This is a genomic window from Hyphomicrobium sp. (genome assembly GCF_020852195.1).
Taxonomy (GTDB): Bacteria; Pseudomonadota; Alphaproteobacteria; order Rhizobiales; family Hyphomicrobiaceae; genus Hyphomicrobium_C.
In genome coordinates, this window is sequence record NZ_JADZBI010000092.1 from 15,154 (window position 1) to 35,544 (window position 20,391).

The 20,391-nt window shown below is 67.0% G+C and carries 14 protein-coding genes; 8 read left to right on the forward strand and 6 right to left on the reverse strand.

All coding sequences use genetic code 11. The features are described 5' to 3' along the window. Window positions 1–154 precede the first annotated feature (154 nt). The 3 genes from gabT to IT540_RS07260 are packed head-to-tail and all read left to right on the forward strand — an operon-like array spanning window position 155 to window position 4,315. Entirely contained in the window at window positions 155–1,450 is a 1,296-nt protein-coding gene (gene gabT / locus IT540_RS07250; protein ID WP_291175135.1) for a 4-aminobutyrate--2-oxoglutarate transaminase, read from the forward strand. Between the two features lie 35 nt (window positions 1,451–1,485). Further along, window positions 1,486–2,811, forward strand: coding sequence for an aspartate aminotransferase family protein (locus tag IT540_RS07255; protein ID WP_291175139.1), 1,326 nt, complete (start codon window positions 1,486–1,488; stop codon window positions 2,809–2,811). A 7-nt stretch (window positions 2,812–2,818) separates the two neighbouring features. Continuing rightward, complete coding sequence (locus IT540_RS07260) at window positions 2,819–4,315, forward strand: CoA-acylating methylmalonate-semialdehyde dehydrogenase (RefSeq protein WP_291175142.1); 1,497 nt, start codon at window positions 2,819–2,821, stop codon at window positions 4,313–4,315. Between the two features lie 19 nt (window positions 4,316–4,334). Here IT540_RS07260 and IT540_RS07265 read toward each other — a convergent pair whose 3' ends face one another. Beyond that, window positions 4,335–4,925, reverse strand: a complete 591-nt coding sequence (locus tag IT540_RS07265) for a TetR/AcrR family transcriptional regulator (protein WP_291175145.1) — start codon at window positions 4,923–4,925, stop codon at window positions 4,335–4,337. A gap of 175 nt (window positions 4,926–5,100) precedes the next feature. Between IT540_RS07265 and IT540_RS07270 the strand changes: the two genes are divergently transcribed. After that, window positions 5,101–5,967 (forward strand): DUF3313 domain-containing protein, encoded by an 867-nt coding sequence (locus IT540_RS07270; RefSeq protein WP_291175148.1) that lies wholly within the window; start codon window positions 5,101–5,103, stop codon window positions 5,965–5,967. Between the two features lie 121 nt (window positions 5,968–6,088). Here IT540_RS07270 and IT540_RS07275 read toward each other — a convergent pair whose 3' ends face one another. After that, a complete protein-coding gene (locus IT540_RS07275) occupies window positions 6,089–7,909 on the reverse strand; it encodes a methanol/ethanol family PQQ-dependent dehydrogenase (RefSeq protein ID WP_291175151.1) in 1,821 nt (606 codons plus the stop codon). Window positions 7,910–8,147: 238 nt separating this feature from the next. On the opposite strand from IT540_RS07275, the gene IT540_RS07280 reads away from it, so the two are divergent. Together IT540_RS07280 and IT540_RS07285 are read left to right on the forward strand one after the other, a co-directional pair. Continuing rightward, window positions 8,148–8,984 carry a lytic murein transglycosylase gene (locus IT540_RS07280; RefSeq protein WP_291175154.1) on the forward strand — a complete coding sequence of 279 codons (837 nt, stop codon included), beginning with the start codon at window positions 8,148–8,150 and terminating at the stop codon, window positions 8,982–8,984. Window positions 8,985–9,119: 135 nt separating this feature from the next. Next, window positions 9,120–9,881 carry a glucose 1-dehydrogenase gene (locus tag IT540_RS07285; RefSeq protein WP_291175157.1) on the forward strand — a complete coding sequence of 254 codons (762 nt, stop codon included), beginning with the start codon at window positions 9,120–9,122 and terminating at the stop codon, window positions 9,879–9,881. A gap of 111 nt (window positions 9,882–9,992) precedes the next feature. On the opposite strand, the gene ald is transcribed toward IT540_RS07285, so the two are convergent. Beyond that, window positions 9,993–11,117, reverse strand: coding sequence for an alanine dehydrogenase (ald, locus tag IT540_RS07290; RefSeq protein WP_291175160.1), 1,125 nt, complete (start codon window positions 11,115–11,117; stop codon window positions 9,993–9,995). A gap of 137 nt (window positions 11,118–11,254) precedes the next feature. On the opposite strand from ald, the gene IT540_RS07295 reads away from it, so the two are divergent. Continuing rightward, window positions 11,255–11,752 (forward strand): Lrp/AsnC family transcriptional regulator, encoded by a 498-nt coding sequence (locus IT540_RS07295; protein WP_291175163.1) that lies wholly within the window; start codon window positions 11,255–11,257, stop codon window positions 11,750–11,752. 84 nt (window positions 11,753–11,836) lie between these two features. Then, window positions 11,837–13,333, forward strand: coding sequence for a LapD/MoxY N-terminal periplasmic domain-containing protein (locus IT540_RS07300; RefSeq protein WP_291175166.1), 1,497 nt, complete (start codon window positions 11,837–11,839; stop codon window positions 13,331–13,333). Between the two features lie 9 nt (window positions 13,334–13,342). On the opposite strand, the gene IT540_RS07305 is transcribed toward IT540_RS07300, so the two are convergent. The 3 genes from IT540_RS07305 to IT540_RS07315 all read right to left on the reverse strand — a co-directional run bounded on the left by IT540_RS07305 (window position 13,343) and on the right by IT540_RS07315 (window position 20,157). Next, window positions 13,343–14,230, reverse strand: a complete 888-nt coding sequence (locus IT540_RS07305; RefSeq protein WP_291175169.1) for a transglutaminase family protein — start codon at window positions 14,228–14,230, stop codon at window positions 13,343–13,345. Further along, window positions 14,227–16,707: a circularly permuted type 2 ATP-grasp protein gene (locus IT540_RS07310; RefSeq protein ID WP_291175171.1), complete on the reverse strand. Its 2,481-nt coding sequence runs from the start codon at window positions 16,705–16,707 to the stop codon at window positions 14,227–14,229. Before IT540_RS07310 ends, IT540_RS07305 begins: the two co-directional genes overlap by 4 nt. A 150-nt stretch (window positions 16,708–16,857) precedes the next feature. Then, entirely contained in the window at window positions 16,858–20,157 is a 3,300-nt protein-coding gene (locus IT540_RS07315; protein WP_291175174.1) for a transglutaminase family protein, read from the reverse strand. Between the last annotated feature and the right edge of the window lie 234 nt (window positions 20,158–20,391).

The following is a 20,391-nucleotide window of genomic DNA, read 5'->3' on the forward strand; positions in this document are numbered from 1 at the left end:
CGAAGGCCGGGACCCCCGCAAGCCTCCACGCGCGCGCCACTTCCGAGACCGCACCCCCGCTGAAACGTGTCGTGGATCCCGGCCTTCGCCGGGATGACTTTGGCGAGTGGACAGACGCCGCATATTCAGAGTTCACCGACGAAAGATCCTCCTCATGACCACCAACGCCAAGCTTCAAGCCCGCCGCACGGCCGCCGTCCCGCGCGGCATCGGGCACGCGACGCAGATCTACGCCAAGCGCGCCAAGAACGCCGAACTGTGGGACGAGGAAGGCAAGCGCTACATTGACTTCGGCGCCGGCATCGCGGTGGTCAACACCGGCCATCAGCATCCGCGCATCGTCGAGGCGGTGAAAAAGCAGCTCGAGGACTTCAGCCACGTCTGCTTCCAGGTGACGCCGCACGAGAACTATGTCTCGCTCGCCGAGCGCCTGAACACTATCGCGCCCGTCGCCGGCCCCGCCAAGACCATGCTCGCGTCCACCGGCGCGGAAGCCGTCGAGAATGCCGTTAAGGTCGCGCGCTGCTTCACCGGCCGCCCCGGCATCATCTCGTTCTCAGGCGGCTTCCACGGCCGCACGCACATGGGAATGGCGCTGACCGGCAAGGCCGTACCGTACAAGAAAGGCTTCGGCCCCTTCCCGGCCGACATCTACAACGTCGCCTTCCCGAACCTCTATCACGGCACGTCGACCGCCGAGAGCCTGAAGGCGCTGAAGGCGCTCTTCAAGTCTCAGGCCGCCCCCTCGACCATCGCCGGCCTCATCATCGAGCCGGTGCAGGGCGAGGGCGGCTTCAACATCGCGCCGACGGAGTTCCTGATCGCCTTGCGCGCGCTCTGCGACGAGCACGGCATCGTGCTGATCGCCGACGAGATCCAGACCGGCTTCGCCCGCACCGGCAAGCTGTTCGCGCTCGAGCACGCGGGCATCAAGGCCGACGTCGTGACGCTCGCCAAGGGCCTCGCCGGCGGCCTGCCGCTCTCGGCGATTGTCGGCCGCGCCGACATCATGGACGCGTCCGCACCCGGCGGCCTCGGCGGCACCTACGCCGGCAACCCCGTGGCCTGCGCCGCCGCCCACACCGTGCTCGACATCATCGAGGACGAGGACCTCTGCGCCCGCGCCAACGCCATCGGCGACATCATCAAAGACCGCTGCCGCGAGCTGGCCACCCGCTCGAACCTGAATTGCATCGGCGACGTGCGCGGCCTGGGCGCCATGTGCGCCGTCGAGTTCGTCAAGGACACCAAAGGCGGCGAGCCAGCCCCCGAGCTGACCGCCCAACTCTTGAAGGCCGCCAACGCGCGCGGCCTGATCCTGCTCTCGTGCGGCACATACGGCAACGTCATCCGCTGCCTGCCGCCCTTGACCGCCAGTGACGAGATCGTCCAGGAAGGGATGGACCTCTTCGAGGCGAGCCTGACCGAGGCCGTCAGCAAGCTTCAGTGATCGCGCTTTATCAATCTTCGCCGGGACACCCCGCCATGACCGTTCAGCTCAAGACCAACGACCTCAGCGCCTTCTTCATGCCGTTCTCCGCCAACCGGCAGTTCAAGAAGGCGCCGCGCCTGCTCGCCTCCGCCAAGGACATGCACTACTACACCCAGGACGGCCGCAAGGTGCTGGACGGCACCTCGGGTCTCTGGTGCGTCAACGCCGGCCACTGCCGTCCCCGCATCGTCGAGGCTATCCAGAAGCAGGCCGCGGAGCTGGACTTCGCCGGCACCTTCCAGATGGGCCACCCCAAGGCGTTCGAGGCCGCCTCGCGCCTGGTCAACATCGCGCCCAAGGGCTTCGACCACGTGTTCTTCACCAACTCCGGCTCCGAGTCGGTCGACACCGCGCTCAAGATCGCCATCGCCTATCACCGCGCCAAGGGCAACGGAACGAAGGTCCGCCTCATCGGCCGCGAGCGCGGCTATCACGGCGTCAATTTCGGCGGCACGGCCGTTGGCGGCATCGGCAACAACCGCAAGCAGTTCGGCGCGCTCGTCTCGGGCGTCGATCACCTGCGCCATACCCACGATCTCGCCCGCAACGCCTTCTCGAAGGGCGAGCCCGAGCACGGCGCGGAGCTGGCCGACGACCTCGAGCGCCTGGTCGCGCTCCACGACGCCTCCACCATCGCCGCCGTCATCGTCGAGCCCGTTGCCTGCTCGACCGGTGTCCTGATCCCGCCCAAGGGCTACCTGAAGCGCCTCGCGGCCATCGCCGCCAGGCACGACATCCTCCTGATCTTCGATGAGGTCATCACCGGCTATGGCCGCCTCGGCACGCCGTTCGGCACCGACTTCTTCGACGTCTCGCCCGACATCATCACCACCGCCAAGGGCGTCACCAACGGCACCATCCCCATGGGGGCCGTGTTCTTGAAGTCGCGCATCTTCGAAGCCTTCATGACCGGCCCGGAGAGCGCCATCGACATCTTCCACGGCTACACCTACTCCGGCCACCCGATGGCCGCCGCCGCCTGCCTCGCGACCCTCGACACTTACCATGAGGAGCTGCTGCTCACCCGCGCGGCCAAGCTCGCGCCCTACTGGGAGGAGCGGGTGCACGCGCTGCGGGACCTGCCGCACGTCATCGACGTGCGCAACATCGGCTTGATCGGCGCCGTCGAGTTCGCATCGAAACCCGATGCGCCGGGCGAGCGCGCCTACAATCGCTTTATCAAATGCTTCGAGAAGGGCCTGCTGGTCCGCCAGACCGGCGACATCATCGCCCTCTCGCCGCCGCTCATCATCACCGAGCAGCAGATCGACGAGCTGTTCGACACCTTCACGTCCGTCCTCAAGGACGGCGATCTATAGGTTGGTCATGCGCACCATCGAGAACGCCTACGGCGGCAAGAAAATCGCGTCGCGCTCCGACCGCACGCAGAACGTCTACAACCCCGCGACCGGCGAGGCGACGGCCCGCCTGCCGCTCTCGACCGTGGACGAGATCAACGCCGCCGTGGCCGCCGCAAAGCAGGCCGCGTCCTCCTGGGGCACGACGCCGCCCATGAAGCGCGTCGCGCCCATGTTCCGCTTCAAGGAGCTTCTGCAGAAGAACGCCGACGAGATCGCTCGCGCCATCTCCTCCGAGCACGGCAAGACGCACGCCGACGCGCTCGGAGAGTTGCAGCGCGGAATCGAGGTCGTCGATTTCGCCTGCGGCATCCCGCATCTCCTGAAAGGCGAGTACAGCCGCAACATAGGCCCCGACATCGATAGCTGGTCCGACCGCCAGCCGCTCGGCGTCGTGGCCGGCATCACGCCGTTCAACTTCCCGGCCATGGTGCCGATGTGGATGTTCCCTGTCGCCGTCGCCTGCGGAAACACGTTCGTACTGAAACCCTCCGAGCGCGATCCATCGGCGCCGATGCTGATCTGGGAGCTGTTCCAGGAAGCCGGCTTCCCGGACGGCGTGCTCAACGTCGTGCACGGCGACAAGACCACCGTCGACGCCCTGCTCGACCACCCCGACGTCCGCGCCGTGAGCTTCGTCGGCTCGACGCCGATCGCCGAGTACGTCTACACGCGCGGCAGCGCCAATGGAAAACGCGTCCAGGCCCTCGGCGGCGCCAAGAACCACATGATCGTCATGCCGGACGCCGACATGGACACGGCCGTCGACGCGCTGATGGGCGCCGGCTACGGCTCGGCCGGAGAGCGCTGCATGGCGATCTCGGTCGCCGTCCCCGTTGGCAAGAAGACCGCCGACCAACTCGTCGAGGCGTTGGCGCCGCGCGTGCGTGCACTGAAAGTCGCCCCCGCGACCGACCCCGAGTCCGAGATGGGCCCGGTCGTGACCGCCGACGCCAAGCGCCGCATCACCGATCTGATCGGTATCGGCGAGAAGGAAGGCGCGGAGCTTGTCGTGGACGGCCGCGGCCTCGTGCTGCAGGGCTACGAGAACGGCTACTTCCTCGGCGGCACGCTCTTCGACCGCGTGACGCGCGACATGACGATCTACAGGCAAGAGATCTTCGGCCCCGTGCTCTCCGTCGTGCGCGCCGAGAGCTACGACGAGGCCGCCGACCTCGTGAACAGCCACGAGTACGGCAACGGCACCGCCATCTTTACGCGCGACGGCGACACCGCCCGCGCTTTCGCCGACCGCATCGAGGTCGGCATGGTCGGCATCAACGTGCCGATCCCGGTGCCGGTCGCCTACCATTCCTTCGGCGGCTGGAAGCGCTCGCTGTTCGGCGACCACGCCATCTACGGCCCCGAGGGCGTGCGCTTCTACACGCGCATCAAGACGGTGACCGCCCGCTGGCCAACCGGCATCCGCGCCGGCGCCGAGTTCAACTTCACCGGCCGGAGCTGAGCCTTCGGATGCGTGTCCCTCAAATCTCGGTCTTCAATTTCTTGAACATCTCCTGGACATACTTCGCCAGCGGACGTTTTCCGTCTTGCGCGATCCAGGTATCGGATGCGAGGCGCAATGCGCCCATCGAAATCATTGCGACGAGTCGCCAGCGTTCGCGATTCTTGGGCCAAAGCTCGCACAAGCCTTCCAGCACAGCCTGCTCGAACTGTTGAAGCCGCCCGTGGTTACGGGCACGTAGCGACGCGCTTTGCTGCACGAGCCGGGCCGTCATGATCATCTGAGCCTCACGGTCAGGTGCGACCAGCTTAAGAAGTGCATCGCGGACGATATCAAGCGGCGCTCCTCCGGTGCACGCGCTCTCAATCACCAGCACCTTGAGTTCATTCGCGTAGCCTCCAACGGAGGCGTGAAGAATGTCCTCCTTGCTCTCGAAATAGTAGAAAAACGTCCGGCGCGAGATCCCTGCCGCCGCGGCGATCTCGTCAAGGGTCGTCGCCTCGTAGCCCTTGGCAACGAACAATTCGAGGCCGACCTCCGATATGCGTTGAAGCGTCTGCCGCCGCTTCCGCTCGCGCAGGCCCTCCGGTTTCACTGCAGCATCCTGCATCGGCAGTTTTCCCCATGAATCGCATCGAGTGCAAAATTACACCGTGACGTCACATTACGGCCATTGAGTATTTTTACACTGAGTGTAATATTTATCGCGATCGAGCCTGAGACCAAGGCCGTGAAAGCTCTCGCAGGTCTCCGTCGTCCGCTCCAGTCCAGCCGGGGGTCATCGCATGCACCGCAAGTGGAGAAGCCCCGTACACGCGCTCGTTCTGGCCGGCATGGGCTTGCTCCCGGCTTGCGCATCCGCCCCTTTGGTCCAGGGGCTCACGCTGTCCTCCTATGAAGGGCTTACCCAATCCGACGGGATGATCACGAAGTCTCGTATTCGCGTGAACAAGCCGCAGGTCCTGGCATCGCGGACGGTCAACATTGTTCCTACGGCATTCTCCGCGACCGCGTCACCGAAACTCAATGATCAACAGCGGACTTTGGTTGCAAACGCCGTCAGCCGGGCCCTCTGCGTCAGCCTCAGCGACCGCTTCGAGGTGGTCACCATCGACGCTCCCGCTGATTTGACAGTGAAGACCGTCGTCACGCATGCCACGGAGACCGACGAGGTTGCGGCGGGCTTGTCGGCTGTCGCGTCGATCGGCTCAAGCTTCGTGGATATGGGCGCTCCGGTCCCTGTACCACGTATTCCGATAGGCCTCGGAAACCTTTCCATCGAGGCCGAGGCCCTCGATCCTCTCGGCCAGCAGCAGGCAGCCATGGTCTGGGGCCGGGGCGCGACGGCGTTCTTCAGCTCACCCAAGGCATCGAAGGCAAGCGATGCCTACGATCTGGCCGCCTCCTTCGGTGATGATTTCGGCTATTTGCTCGTCAAGGGCGAGAGCCCCTTCGGCGGGGTCGATCCCAGCCTTCCCTCGATGCAAAAGATCAGTTCGGCGATAGGCTTCGCGCCCAAGCATGCTGCGTGCGAGAATTACGGCCGCGCACCCGGCATCGCCGGAGTGGTCGGGGGCAAACTTGGACTGCCTCCCGAGTGGACTGACGAAGGCGGAAAGGAAACCACCTCCACCGCTGCTCAATGGCAATAGGCTATCCATTTTCCGAGCAAATGAGCACACAGTCGTTTCAGGCGAAAGAAAAAGGACCGACATGGGGCGTGGTCCCATGCCGGTCCAGTGGCTCGCAACCTGTGAACTTCGGAGGAAGCGCCTAGGGCAGCGAGAATACGGTCAGAGATCCGCCGAGGGCGGTGTACTGCTTGAGGCCGGCGTAGCCGCCCACGGCCCCGAGGCCGTCCGTCGGCTTGTCGAGACCGGCCGCGAGGCCGATGCCCGCCCAGCCGCCGATGCCCGAGTAGACGCCGACGTACTGCTTGCCCTTGTGCGTATAGGTGAAGGCGTTGCCGATGATGCCGGAGGGTGTCTTGAAGCGGAACAGCTCCGTGCCGTCCTTCTGATCCACCGCCTTGAAGTAGCCTTCGAGCGTGCCGTAGAACACCACCCCGCCGGCCGTCGCGAGCGCGCCCGACCATACGGAGAACGGCTCCTTCTTCGACCACACGATCTTGCCGGTGGCGTGATCCCAGGCGATGAAGTTGCCAAGGTTGTCGGAGCCCTCGGGCGGGAACATCGACAGCGTCGCGCCGACGTAGGGCTGCCCCGGCGTGTACGAGACCTTGAACGGCTCGTAGTCCATGGCAACGTGGTTGGTCGGCACGTAGAACAGCTTGGTCAGCGGCGAGTAGGCCGCTGGCTGCTGGTCCTTGGTGCCGAGCGCCGCCGGCACGATACCCTTCGTATTCACGTCCGGCCCATTGAGGAACGTCGAGTACTTGGGCACCACCGCCGGACGGCCGTAGGTGGGGCTCTTCGGATCGAGGTCGACACCTGTCGACCAGTTGACGGCGGGATCGTACTTCTCGGCGACGAGCGGGATGCCCGACTCGCGATCGAGCGTATAGGCGAAGCCGTTGCGGTCGAAATGCACGAGCACGTTGTGCTTCGCGCCCTTGATCTCGACATCGTCGACCAGGATCGACTCGTTGATCCCGTCATAGTCCCACTCGTCGAACGGCGTGAGCTGGTAGGCCCAGGCTGCGACGCCCGTATCGACGTTGCGCGCGATGATCGAGAGCGACCACTTCTGATCGATCGGCTTGCCGTCGGGTCCGGCGCGCTGCGCCGGATTCCAGGTCGAGGGGTTGCCGGTGCCGTAGTAGATCAGATTGAGCTTCGGATCGAACGAGTACCAGCCCCAGGTCGTCGCGCCGCCGATCTTCCACTGGTCGCCGGTCCAGGTCTTGATGGAGCTGTCCTTGCCAACCGGCTTGCCGAGCGAGTTGGTCTTCTCGGGATCGAACAGGATCTGGTCGTCGGGACCGACGTTATAGGCCTTCCAGGCTAGGCTGCCGTCCTTGATGTTGTAGGCCGAGATGTAGCCCTGCACGCCGAACTCGGCACCCGATATGCCGACGATGACCTTGTCGTTGGCGACCACCGGGGCGCTGGTGCCCGTCTCGCCACGCTTCACGTCGCCGTTGAGCACCTTCCAGGCCTCGGTGCCGGTCTTGGCATCGAGCGCGACCAGATGCGTGTCGGCCTGATACAGGAAGATCTTGCCGTCCGCGTAGGCGACGCCGCGATTGACGGTATCGCAGCACATGATGGGAATGACCGAGGGATCCTGCCTCGGCTCGTACTTCCAGATGATCTTCTGCTCGTCGTCGAGGTCGAGCGCATAGACGATGTTGGGGAACGGCGTATGCACGTAGATGATGTTGCCGATGACCAGCGGCGAGCCCTCATGCCCACGCAGAACGCCGGTCGAGAACGTCCATGCGACCTTAAGATCCTTCACGTTCGACGTGTTGATCTGATCGAGCGTCGAATAGCGCGTCAGCGCGTGATTGCCGTTCTGTTGAGCCCAGTTGTTGGGATCTTCCGAGAGCTTGATGACCTCGTCGTTCGCCAATGCCGGCTGCGATAGCACCAGTGCACCGAGCACGGCGGCAGCCAATGACCTGCGTTGCATGATTTCCTCCTTCGATTTTCCCGAATCTCGCGTCCGTCCCACGCGGATCGGGAAAAGAAGGAAAACATGACAAGAATAATTCCCTAACGAAGATGAGTCGCAATACATTCCCGACTAAGCAATCCCAACTATGCTTATGACGACCGTCTTGGGCCGCCGTCATCGGGCCTGCTTCTCCAAGCAGATCCTCACCGCTAAGGTCTGGCCGGCATCGAACGAACGACGGAGCATCGTGAACGTGACGGCACTCATTCTTCGAACTGCGCGGACCGCCTCTCTCACCTTCGCTCTCCTGTTCGCCACGCTCACCTCTGTCGCGCACGCGCGCGAATGCGGCGACGGCGCCGACGGCTTCGGACGCTGGCTCGAAGGCTTCAAGAAGCGCGCGGCGGCACAAGGGATCTCCCAGCGCGCGATCTCCTCCGGGCTCGCCGGCGTCACCTACGACCCGCGCGTCATCCGCCTCGACCGCAACCAGCGATCCTTCAAGCTCTCCTTCGAGCAGTTCTACGCGCGCCGCGTCGGCACCGCGCTCATCAGCCGTGCGCGGGCGCGCCTGAAGACGCACCGTGCCACCTTCGACCGCGTCGAGCGCCAGTTCGGCGTACCGCGCGAGATCGTCGTCTCCATCTGGGGCCTCGAGACCAACTTCGGCGCCGACACCAGCGGCAAGTTCTCGATCATCCGCTCGCTCGCAACGCTCGCCTACGACTGCCGCCGCTCGCCGTTCTTCACGGGTCAGCTTTTCGACGCGCTGCGCATCATCGACGACGCGCACATGCGCCCCGAGGAGCTGCGCGGCGGCTGGGCCGGCGAGATCGGACAGACGCAGTTCCTGCCCACGCCCTACATCAAGTATGCCGTGGACTTCGACGGCGACGGCCGGAAGGACCTCATCCGCAGCGTGCCCGACATCCTGGCCTCAACCGCCAACTTCCTCAAAGGCCACGGCTGGCAGGCCGGCCAGCCTTGGGGACCCGGCACCGCCAACTACGAGGTCATCCGCGACTGGAACCGCGCGCAGGTCTATCAGCGAACCATTGCGGTCATGGCCTCGAAGCTCGCCGGCCGCTGAGACGTAACGCCGATCGGCTCCGACCTCTCCCAATGGGGAGAGGTGAAGTGGATTGCCGCCCTTCTTACCTCTCCCCTGTGGGGAAAGGTCGACCGCATAGCTGCCGGGTGAGGGGGCACGAACGGCAAGGAGAACATGATGAAGGTTGTTGCCATCACGGGCGCCGCGCAGGGCATCGGCCGCGGCATCGCGTTCGCGTTTGCCGAGGCCGGTTACGCGGTGTCACTCGCCGATCCTGACGCGGAAGCGGGCCAGGAGGCACTCTCGAAAGTGCGGGAGCGCGGCGCCAAGGCACTCTTCCTGCAGACCGATGTTGCCCAGGAGCACGAGGTCCGCCGCTGGATCGATCTCACCGTGGATGAGCTGGGTTGCCCTGATGTGCTGGTCAACAACGCTGGCATCTCGCGCAACACGCCGTTCCTCGAGCTTGCGGCCAGCGACTTCGACCGCGTCATCGCCGTCAACCTGCGCGGCACGTTCCTGTGCTCCCAACACGCCGCGCGCCGTATGGTGGAATGCGGGCAGAGCGGCGCCATCATCAACATCGCCTCAACACGCGCCTTCATGTCCGAGCCCGGCACGGAGGCCTACACGGCTTCCAAAGGCGGAATCGTTGCGTTGACCCACGGAATGGCGATCAGCCTCGGCCCGCTCGGCATCCGCGTGAACGCCATCAGCCCCGGATGGATCGAGACGCGGGACTGGCAGTACGCACCGCGTGCCGAGCAGCCAGTGCATTCGGAGCGCGACCGCCTCCAGCATCCGGTCGGCCGCGTCGGCAAGCCCGGGGACATCGCGGAGGCCTGCCTGTTCCTGGCCGAGCACGCAGGCTTCATGACCGGCCAGAACATCACCATAGACGGCGGCATGACCGTGAAGATGATCTACGAGGAATGAGCGGCCCAAGCGTCGCCCGATGAAAAAAAGCCGGCCCGCGGGGGAACGGGCCGGCTTGGGAGCGCGCACGGTGGGGGGACGAAGGCACGCGCTCGAAAAACGCTCCAGATCTCAGGCCGCGGCAACAGGCCGTGCCTTGCCGCCATCGAGCCGGTCGAAGCCCAGCGAGGCCGCAACCGTCGAATGCGTGATGCGCCCGTCGCGCACGTTGAGCCCGGCAGCCAGATGCTTGTCGCGGTCGAACGCCGCAAGCCCCTTGTCCGCGAGCTTGATGACGAACGGCAGCGTAGCATTGTTGAGCGCCTGCGCGCTCGTCACTGGCACCGCGCCCGGCATGTTGGCGACGCAGTAGTGGATGATGCCATCCACTTCGAAGGTCGGATGCGCATGCGTCGTCGGCCGCGAGGTCTCGAAGCAACCACCCTGGTCGATCGAAACGTCGACCAGCACCGCGCCCGGCCGCATGGACTTGAGCATCGCCCGCGACACGAGCTTCGGCGCGCTCGCGCCCGCGACGAGCACGGCGCCGATCACCACGTCCGCGTCCAGCACCGCATCCTCGATGGCGTGCATGGTCGACGCCAGCGTCGCGACGCGGCCCTGGAACAGCTCGTCGAGCTGGCGCAGCCGCGGCAGCGACTTGTCGATGATAGTCACGTCGGCGCCGAGCCCGGCCGCCATGCGCGCCGCATGCGTGCCGACCACGCCGCCACCAAGCACGGCGACCTTCGCGGGCCGCACACCGGGCACGCCGCCCATCAGCACGCCGCGCCCGCCCGTCGGGCGGCGCAGCGCGATGGCCGCCGCCTCGATCGAGAGGCGTCCGGCAACCTCGCTCATCGGTGCCAGCAGCGGCAGACCGCCGCCCGCGTCCGTCACCGTCTCATAGGCGATCGCCGCCGCACCCGATGCAAGCAGGCCGCGCGCCTGCTCGGGATCCGGCGCCAGGTGCAGGTACGTGAACAGGATTTGATGCGGCCTGAGGCGCTTGTACTCGACGGCCTGCGGCTCCTTGACCTTGACGATCATCTCGGCCGCCTCGAACACCGCCTCCGCGGTCGGCACGATCGTGGCTCCGGCCTTCTCATAGGTGGCATCGTCCGCGAAGATGCCGGCGCCGGCGCCGGACTGCACGATCACTTCGTGGCCGCGCGCCGTAAGCTCCCTCACCGAGCCCGGGACCAGCCCGACGCGAAACTCGTCACTCTTGATCTCTGTAGGAACACCGATGCGCATGGCGCCGCTCCTGCCGGGTCAATTCATCTGCCGGCACCATACCAGGAATGCCGCGTCGAAACCTCGCATTTTTCCTTGAAGCACGGCTCGGGTACGCAGATAATCTGCGAAAATAAGCGAATATACGCAGAAATATCATGAAATATGAGTTAGACGCGCGTGATCGCGCCATCGTTGCCGCCCTGCTGGAGGACGGCCGCCTGAGCCAGGTCCAGCTCGCCGAGCGCGTGCCGCTCTCGCCCACAGCCATCGCGCGCCGCATCCGGGCGCTGGAGGAAGCGGGCGTGATCAGGGGCTACCAGGCGCGCATCGACCGCCGCGCCATGGGGCTCGAGATGACGGTGCTCGTCTTCATCAGCCTCCAGAACCAGAGCGAGCAGCGCCTCGAAGCGTTCGAGGCGGCCGTCATCGCCGCACCGTCCGTCATCGGCTGCCAGCTCATGTCGGGCGAGGACGACTATGTGCTGACCGTGCTCGCCCGCGACCTGGCCGACTACGAGCGCATCCACAAGCAGGAGCTGTCGCGGCTGCCCGGCGTCACGCGGCTGCGGTCGAGCTTCGTGCTGCGCGACGTGAAATCGCGGCCCATTCCCGCTTCCGCGCTCGGCGCCATGCGCCCATCGGCAAAGAAGTAATTATATAACATACTTGTGATCCCGATTCGGCCACGGGCTGTGGTGACTGTCCGGGGAGATGAGCCGTCGTCCGGAATACCAAGCATGCCAACACCCGAGCCCCCTGAGAGCGTTTCGCCGACACCGCGCGCGCGGGGACGCCTCGCGTCCATCGCCGACGCGGCCACAGGGGCTTGGTACGCGTGTCCGTTCCGCTGGCAGATCCTTATCGCCATCACGCTGCTGACGCTGCTCACCGGCGCCATCGGCGGCATCCTCGCCGTGTTCGACTCGCGCACGCGCGCCGCCGTGGAGATGCGCTCAAACGTCGAGCTCTGGCGCCACCACATCGCCGCGCAGGCCCGCGAGATCGACGGCCCGGCCGACCTCGCCCCCTTCTCCTGGCGGCTGGCGCACGAGATGGCCCAGGTCCGCCACGTCTCGATCCGCGTGGTCGACGCCGAAGGCAATCCGCTGGCCGAGCCGCAGAACAGTCACGCGGTCGAGGCACACCACGATCGCGAGGCCGCGCCGCAGTGGTTCATCGACCTTGCGAAGCCGGCGACGGAGGTCCAGAGCGTACCGATCACCGCCCAGGGAAAGCGCCTCGGCACGGTGCAGATCGAAGGCGAGCCCGACGACGAGATCGCCGAGGCCTGGGAGCTGCTGGTGCAGATGTCCGTGCTGTGGCTCGGCGGAACCGCCCTCATGATGCTGGGGCTCTATTTCGTGCTTGGTTTCGTGCTCGATCCGCTCGTCACACTCGCGGAGGGCATGCGCGAGCTCGAGGACGGCCACTACGGCCTGCGCATCGAGCCGCCCAAGGTGCGCGAACTCTCGGCCATCGTCACGAGCTTCAATACCCTTGCCCAGGCCCTCGACCAGGCCAACGCCGAGAACAGCCGGCTCTACCGCCAGCTCATCGCCGTGCAGGAGGACGAGCGCCGCCAGATCTCCCGCGACCTGCACGACGAGTTCGGCCCTTGCCTGTTCGGCATCACAGCAGGCACCGGCGCCATCGAGCGCCACGCCCGCGCGCTCCCCGAGCCTCAGGCCGCGCCCATCCTCTCCTGCGTCAACGACATCGCGCTCGTCTCCGACCGCCTGAAAAGCCTGACGCGCTCGCTTCTGAACCGCCTGCGCCCGGTGGCACTCGGACGCGTCACGCTGACGGAGCTGATCTCCGATCTGATCGTCACCTTCAAGCGCCGCCATCCCGACACGCACTTCAAGAGCGATTTCGCCGATCTCCCCACCAGCTTCGGCGAGGACATCGACCTCACCCTCTATCGCTGCGTGCAGGAGGGCCTCACCAACGCCATGCGCCACGGACGGCCCTCGCTCGTCTCCGTCGCCCTCGCCGTCGAGCAGACGCCGTCCGCCGCGCAGGTGAGGCTGCGCATTGGCGACGACGGCATCGGCATCTCCGACAGCGCGGCGGTCGGCTTCGGTCTCTCCGGCATGCGCGAGCGCGTGCGCGCCCAGTCCGGCACGCTCGTCATCGAGCCCACGAGCGGCAGCGGAACCGAGCTCCTCGTCACGCTGCCCGTCCGCTCATCCGACAACGCCAAACCCGAGGCGCCCACACACACCGACCGCTGAGCGCACCCGCTATTGCACGCCGGCCCGCTCGCGCACATCCACGGAGACGGAGAGCGAATGGCGCCCGGAATCGAAGATCACGCCATCGATGGGCGACACGTCCGAATAGTCGCGTCCGAACGCGAGAGCGATGTGGTCGGTGTCGGCCCGCATCCCGTTCGTGGGGTCGAGGTCCTGCCAGCCGAATTCGTCTCCGCACCAGACCGACACCCACGCATGCATGGCATCCGCCCCTTCGAGCCGCGGCATGCCGGGCAGCGGATGCGTGCGCAGGTAGCCGCTGACGTACGCCGCCGGCAGGCCGAACGACCGAAGGCAGCCGATCATGATATGCGCGAAGTCCTGGCACACGCCGCGCCGGGCGGCGAAGGCGGCACGCGCCGGCGTCATCACGTCGGTCGCCGTGGGATCATAGAGGAAGTCGGCCCGGATCTGCTGCATGAGATCGGTGGCAGCGGCGAGCACCGGGCGGCCGGGCCCGAAGTGCACCGCCGCATAGTCGAGGAACGCGGCATCGAGCGGAACGTGGCGTGAGGGAAAGAGCTGGTGCACAGGCGAACGCGGCGCGAGCGAGACCATAGCCTGCGCCGCGGCCCGCACCGCCTCCCAAGGCGGCGTCGCCTCGGGTTCGGCGAGCAGCCCGCGGTTGAGATGCACCGTGAACCGGCTCTCCACCGTAAGCCCGTTGTGCGGCGTCTTGAGCGTGATGTGCGTCGTCGCGTTGCCGAAGAAATCGCGCGTCGCCGAAAACTCGCTCGGCGTGGGATCGATGAACATGTCGCGTGCGATGATGTCGATGCCCGGCTGCGAGAGCGGCATGAGCCTCAGCACGTGCGCCGCGAACGGCACGAAGGAGCCGTAGGTGTAGGACGTCGTCTGGCGGATGTCGAAGATCATGGGGAGCCGCCATCGGCGACGTGTGGATCGCGCACGCGGAAGAACGAGAACGAGATCTCGTCCGAGAGATGCATGAGTGCGTTCTCGATGCCGAGGATGTCCTCGCTCTCGATCTTCGCCGGATCGAAACCCGAGACGAGCGCGTGCAGCCTGTCGGCCACCACTACAGCCGGCGTGCGCCGCCGCTCCGGCGGCAGCACCGGCAGCGCCTGCGTGTGCACCTTGAGCTGCGCGAGCTGGAACGCGAGCGAGCGCGGATTGCTCTCGTCGAGCAGCACGAGGTCCATGACCGGAGCGAACGCCGCGCCGAACGGATAGCGCGAACGATAGGTGATCTGGCAGTCATTGAGCTCGAGCAGCAGGTCGAGCTCCTCGCGCGACCCTCCCTCCCGGCGCGCGAACTGGCGCGCGAAGCGGCACGTAGCGAGGCCGCGCTCGATCCTGAAACCGAGCTTGAAGAACCGCCAGCCGGCCACCCGGTTCATGGTCTCGAGCTGGAAGCCGGTGACGGCCGCGATCGTGCGCAGCGCCTGGCGGGAGCGTTCGAACACGGCGACATCGGCCGTCTCGCGGTCGACCGCGGCATCAACGTGCGCCTGCAGATCCTCGAGCGCCCGCCACGCGTCGGGCGGAAACCGGTCGCGGATGCCGAGCCCGGCACGCCGCGCGGCCGCGACCAGCGCCGACACCGAGCCGTCGAGATCCGATTGCGCGAGCGCCGCCTGCGCAAAGAGCCCAGCCTCGCCGGGCACGGCGGGATGGTCCGCCGCCCCCCAGCGGAACAGCATCTCCGCGAGCGCCGCCACCGCCGCCGAGCCCTGCGCACGGTCCTCTGACGCGCGCGCGCAATAGCCCCGGATGAGCCGCAGCGTCGCTTCCGCACGCTCGACGTAACGGGCGAGCCAGAACAGGTTGTCGGCGGCACGGCTCGGCAGCACGCCCTCCCCCCGCCGCACCACGATCTCCATCTCGGATGGGAGCAGCGTGGTCTGCGGCACGGGACCGTCCGACATCACCCACACATCGGCCGAGCGCGCCCCGCGCTGCATCGACACGGCGCTTTGATCATGCTGCGGGCCGATCAGCGCGAAGCCGCCCGGCATCACCGTATAGCCGTCGGCGGTGGCGGCGACGAACACGCGGAACACGAACGGCTGCGGCTCGAGCCGCCCGTCGCGCCAGACCGGCGTCGTCGAGAGCGTGGCCGCTTCCTGCCCGACGAAATCGACGCCGCGCCGTGCGATCGCCGCCCGGAGCTGCGCACGCCGGGCGTCGTCGAGATCCGCCGTCACCCACGGGCCTCCCGGCGGAACGCCGCCATCCCGCGCAAAGGCCGGCGCGATCACGAGCGCGCCGAAGGCATCGAGCACCGCCGCGCGCTGCGCCTCGTCTCCGCACCACCACGTCGCGACATTGGGCAGCGCAAGGCGCTCCCCGATGAGGGGCTCCGCCAGCGCCGGCAGCGCGCCGAGCAGCGCCCGCGCTTCCGCGAGTCCGGAGCCGAGCGCGTTGGCGAGCGTCACGGTGCCGCGCCGCGCCACCCGCGCGAGCCCAGGCACGCCGAGCTTCGAGCGCGCGTTGAGCTCGAGAGGATCTGCGAAATCGCCGTCGATGCGCCGCAGCAGCACGCTGACCTTCCGCAGGCCGCCGACGGTCCTGAGGTGGACCTCTCCTCCGAGCACCATGAGGTCCATGCCCTCGACCAGCCGGAAGCCGAGATAGCGCGCGAGATAGGAGTGCTCAAAATAGGTCTCGTTGAGCGGGCCCGGCGTCAGCAGGCAGACGCCGGCATCGTCCACGGCCCGCTGGCGCGCGAGCTCGGCGCGCAGCGCGTCGAAGAAGGGAGCAAGACGCTGCACGTCGAAGGCCCGCACCACGTCAGACAGCGCCCGCGACAGCGCGATCCGGTTCTCGAGCGCGAAGCCGGCCCCCGACGGCGCCTGCGTGCGGTCGCGCAGCACCTGCCATTGCCCGCTCGGGCTGCGGCAGAGGTCGACGGCGTAGAAATGGAGCTGACGCGGCGCGGGGCGGCCGGCCTGCACGAGCGGACGCAGGAAATCGGGGCTGCCCGCCATCAGCGCGGCCGGGACGCCGAGGCGCGCAAGCCTCTCGCCGCCGCTGTAGGCATCGGCGAGGAAGGCCTCGATCAGGCGCGCGCGCTGGATGACGCCCGCCTCGATCGCCACCCAGTCCTCGGACGAGATCAGGAGCGGCACATGGCTGAGCGGCCACGGCCGCTCGCCGGCGGCGGGATCGTCGTACACCCGGTAGAAGACGCCCGACTCCTTGAGATAGCGGTCGGCCGCGCCAAACCGCTGCTGGAGAGCACCAGGCGCCTCGGCCGCAAGCCGGTCGACGAAGCCGGCCCAGTGCGGCCGCACCGCTCCGGTCTCATCGACCATCTCGTCATAGACGCCCGGCTGCGGTCGGTAGCCGTCGAGCAGCACCGCACGGCCGGCCGATACCCCCGGAGCCATGGCCGCCTCAAACGTCACAGCACGCCCGCCAGTCCCCTCCGCCCTTGCGGGGAAGAGTTATAGGAGGGGAGGATTCCAGAACGCCGGCCGGGATTCCCCCACCCTTTGCCCCTCCCCACAAGGAGGAGGGGGAAACCACCAAGCCTCGTCTCATCCCGGCGCCCGCCTGAGATCGAGCGTCGCCGGATACTCGTCGTTGCGCTCAGAGGGAGGCACCGTCACGAGACCCGGCGTATGGCCATGGTCCTGGAAGCGCGCCAGGCGCCGCGCCTCGGCCTCGTAGGTGTTGACCGGGAACGTCTCGTAGTTGCGCCCGCCCGGATGCGCGACATGGTACACACAGCCGCCGAGCGAGCGGTGGCTCCAGGTGTCGATGACGTCGAACGTCAGCGGCGCGTGCACGGGCAGCGTCGCATGCAGCCCCGAAGCCGGCTGCCACGCCTTGAAGCGCACACCCGCCACGAACTCGCCCGACCGCCCTGTCGAGGTGAGCGGAACGTTGCGCCCGTTGCAGGCGAGCACGTGCCGGCGCGGGTTGAACCCGTCCGCCTTCACCTGCAGCCGCTCCACCGATGAATCCACGTAACGCACCGTCCCCCCGGACGATCCTTCCTCGCCCATCACATGCCAGGGCTCGAGCGCCTGCCGGAGCTCAAGCTTGACGCCCCCATGCTCGACGCTGCCGTAGAACGGGAAGCGGAACTCGCGCTGCGCCTCGAACCACTCGGCCTTGAAAGCGTAGCCCGCCCGGCCGAGCTGGTCGAGCACATCCATGAGGTCCGCCCACACGAAGTGCTCGAGCATGAAGCGGTCGTGCAACGCCGTGCCCCAGCGCACGAGCTCGCCCTCCTCCGGCTCTGTCCAGAACTTGGCGATCAGCGCGCGGATAAGGAGCTGCTGCGCCAGGCTCATGCGGTAGTCCGGCGGCATCTCGAACGAGCGGAACTCGATCAGCCCGAGCCGCCCGGCCGTGCCGTCAGGCGAGTAGAGCTTGTCGATGCAGATCTCGCTGCGGTGCGTGTTGCCGGAGGAATCGACGAGTAGGTTGCGCAGCAGCCGGTCGAGCAGCCACGGCGGGGTCGGCGTACTCGAGCCCGGCGGCGGGATGAGCCCGAGCGCGATCTCGAGCTCGTAGAGGCTCTCGTGGCGGCTCTCGTCCACGCGCGGCGCCTGGCTGGTGGGGCCGATGAACAGCCCCGAGAAGAGGTAGGAGAGCGACGGATGCCGCTGCCAGAAGACGATGAGGCTCTTGAGCAGGTCCGGCCGCCTCAGGAACGGGCTCTGCCAGGGCGTCGGCCCGCCGACCACCACGTGGTTGCCGCCCCCGGTGCCAGTGTGGCGGCCATCGACCATAAACTTGTCGGTGCCGAGCCGCGACAGGCGCCCCTCCTGGTAGATGGCCTCCGTCGTCGCCACGCAGTCGCGCCAAGTGGCCGCGGGGTGGATGTTGACCTCGATCACGCCGGGATCGGGCGTGACCTTGATGACGTTGAGCCGATGGTCGGGCGGCGGCACGTAGCCCTCGATGTGCACGGGCAGACCGAGATCCTCGGCGGTGGCCTCGACCGCCGTCAGCAGCTCGAGATAGTCGTCGAGCGATCCGAGCGGCGGCATGAACACGCAGAGCTTGCCTTCGCGCAGCTCGACCGCCATCGCCGTGCGCACCGAGGCACCCTGGATGTCGTGTGGCAGCGGATGGGACTGTCGGTAGGGATTGTCGCCGACGCGCCGGTAGACCTGCATCATGTCGTCCGGATCCGGCAGCTCGCCGCGCTCCGCGAACGGGTCGTCGGCGACGATGTGCGGCACGGCCTGCGGCGGCAGCCAAGGCAGTCCCTGGAGCGGCAGCCGGAGCCCAAGCGGGCTGTCGCCCGGCACCAGGAACAGGTGCTGCCGGCGCAGCTTCCACGTCTCGCTCATCCAGCCCGTGCCGGCGCGCGACTGCCACCTCTGGATCGGCAGCACGAAGCCCGACGCCGTGCTGAGGCCGCGCTCGAACACGCGCGCGATGCGCGCCCGCTCCTCCTTGTCCTCGAGCTTGCTGTCGAGCGGATCGACATTCACCGGAAGCTGCGCCTCCTTGACGATCCAATGTGCCGGATCCTCGTAGGCGGCCATGACATGATCGCCGCCGACGCCAAGCCGGTCGGCGATACCCTCCGCGAACGCCTTCGCGCCCTCGACGTCGGTCGGCGCAAGATAGCCCTCGCGTGCGACGAGCGAATCGTTGCGCCAGATCGGCTTGCCGTCGCGGCGCCAGTAGAGCGCGAACGTCCACCGCGGGAGGCTCTCGCCTGGATACCACTTGCCTTGCCCGTAGTGGAGGAAGCCGCCCGGCGCGAAGCGCGCGCGCAGCCGCCGGATCAGGTCGTCGGCCCGCGCGCGCTTGGTGGGACCGACCGCGGCCGTGTTCCATTCGGCGGATTGATAGTCGTCGATGGAGACGAAGGTCGGCTCGCCGCCCATGGTGAGCCCGACGCCTTGGACGGAAAGATCGCTGTCGACCGCGTCGCCGAGCTTGAGCAGCGCCTCCCACGCGTCGTCCGAGAACGGCAGCGTCACGCGCGGCTTCTCGGCGACGCGGTCCACCTTCATGTCGAAGGAGAACTCCACCTCCGCGTGATCGACCGTGCCGCTGATCGGCGAGGCCGTCCGGTAGTGCGGCGTCGCCGCCAGCGGGATGTGCCCCTCGCCGCAGAAGAGGCCCGACGTCGGATCGAGCCCGATCCACCCTGCGCCCGGCAGATAGACCTCGGTCCAGGCGTGCAGGTCCGTGAAGTCGTGCTCGGCACCCGAAGGACCGTCGAGCGACTTGATGTCGGGCTTGAGCTGGATCAGGTAGCCCGAGACGAAGCGCGCGGCGAGCCCGAGATGGCGCAGCACATGCACGAGCAGCCACGCTGAATCGCGGCAGGATCCCGAGCCGAGCTTGAGCGTCTCCTCCGGCGCCTGCACACCGGGCTCCATGCGGATCAGATAGCTGACGTCGCGGTTGATGCGTGCGTTAAGCGCCACCAGGAAGTCGACGGTGCGCTCCTCCTCGCGCGGCACGCTTTCGATGAGCTGCGTCAGCAACGGCCCCGCTGGCTCCGTCACGAGATAGGGCGCGAGATCGACAGAGAGCTCGTTCGAGTACGTGAACGGAAAGGTCTCCGCATAGCCCTCGACGAAGAAGTCGAACGGATTGACGATCGCCATCTCCGCCAGGAGATCGACGGTGACGCTGTATTCCGTGGTCTTCTCCGGGAACACGTAGCGCGCGAGCCAGTTGCCGTGCGGATCCTGCTGCCAGTTCACGAAGTGGTTGGTGGGCTCGACCTTGAGCGAATAGCTCGGGATGCGCACTCGGCAGTGGGCGGCCGGCCTCAGCCGGATGACCTGGGGACCGAGCGCCACGGGACGGTCGTAGACGTAGCGGGTGACGTGGTGGAGGCTGGTGATAATCCCCATACTCGGCGCGAACCTCGAACGGTGACGGGCGGGGGAGGCACACCAGACGCTGTGCGAAGGCCCTGCCCGCGTTTTGCACTGCAACGATGCTGCCTTGCGAGGCAATTGCCGGTCAAGCCGTGAACTCTGGGCAGATCGCTCAAAGTTTAGTCACATTCCTGCCTGCGCTAACGTCAATTACGACAATTCTGAGACGGAAAGCTTGACGGCGCGAGGCGCTCCTGCTGCAGTGCA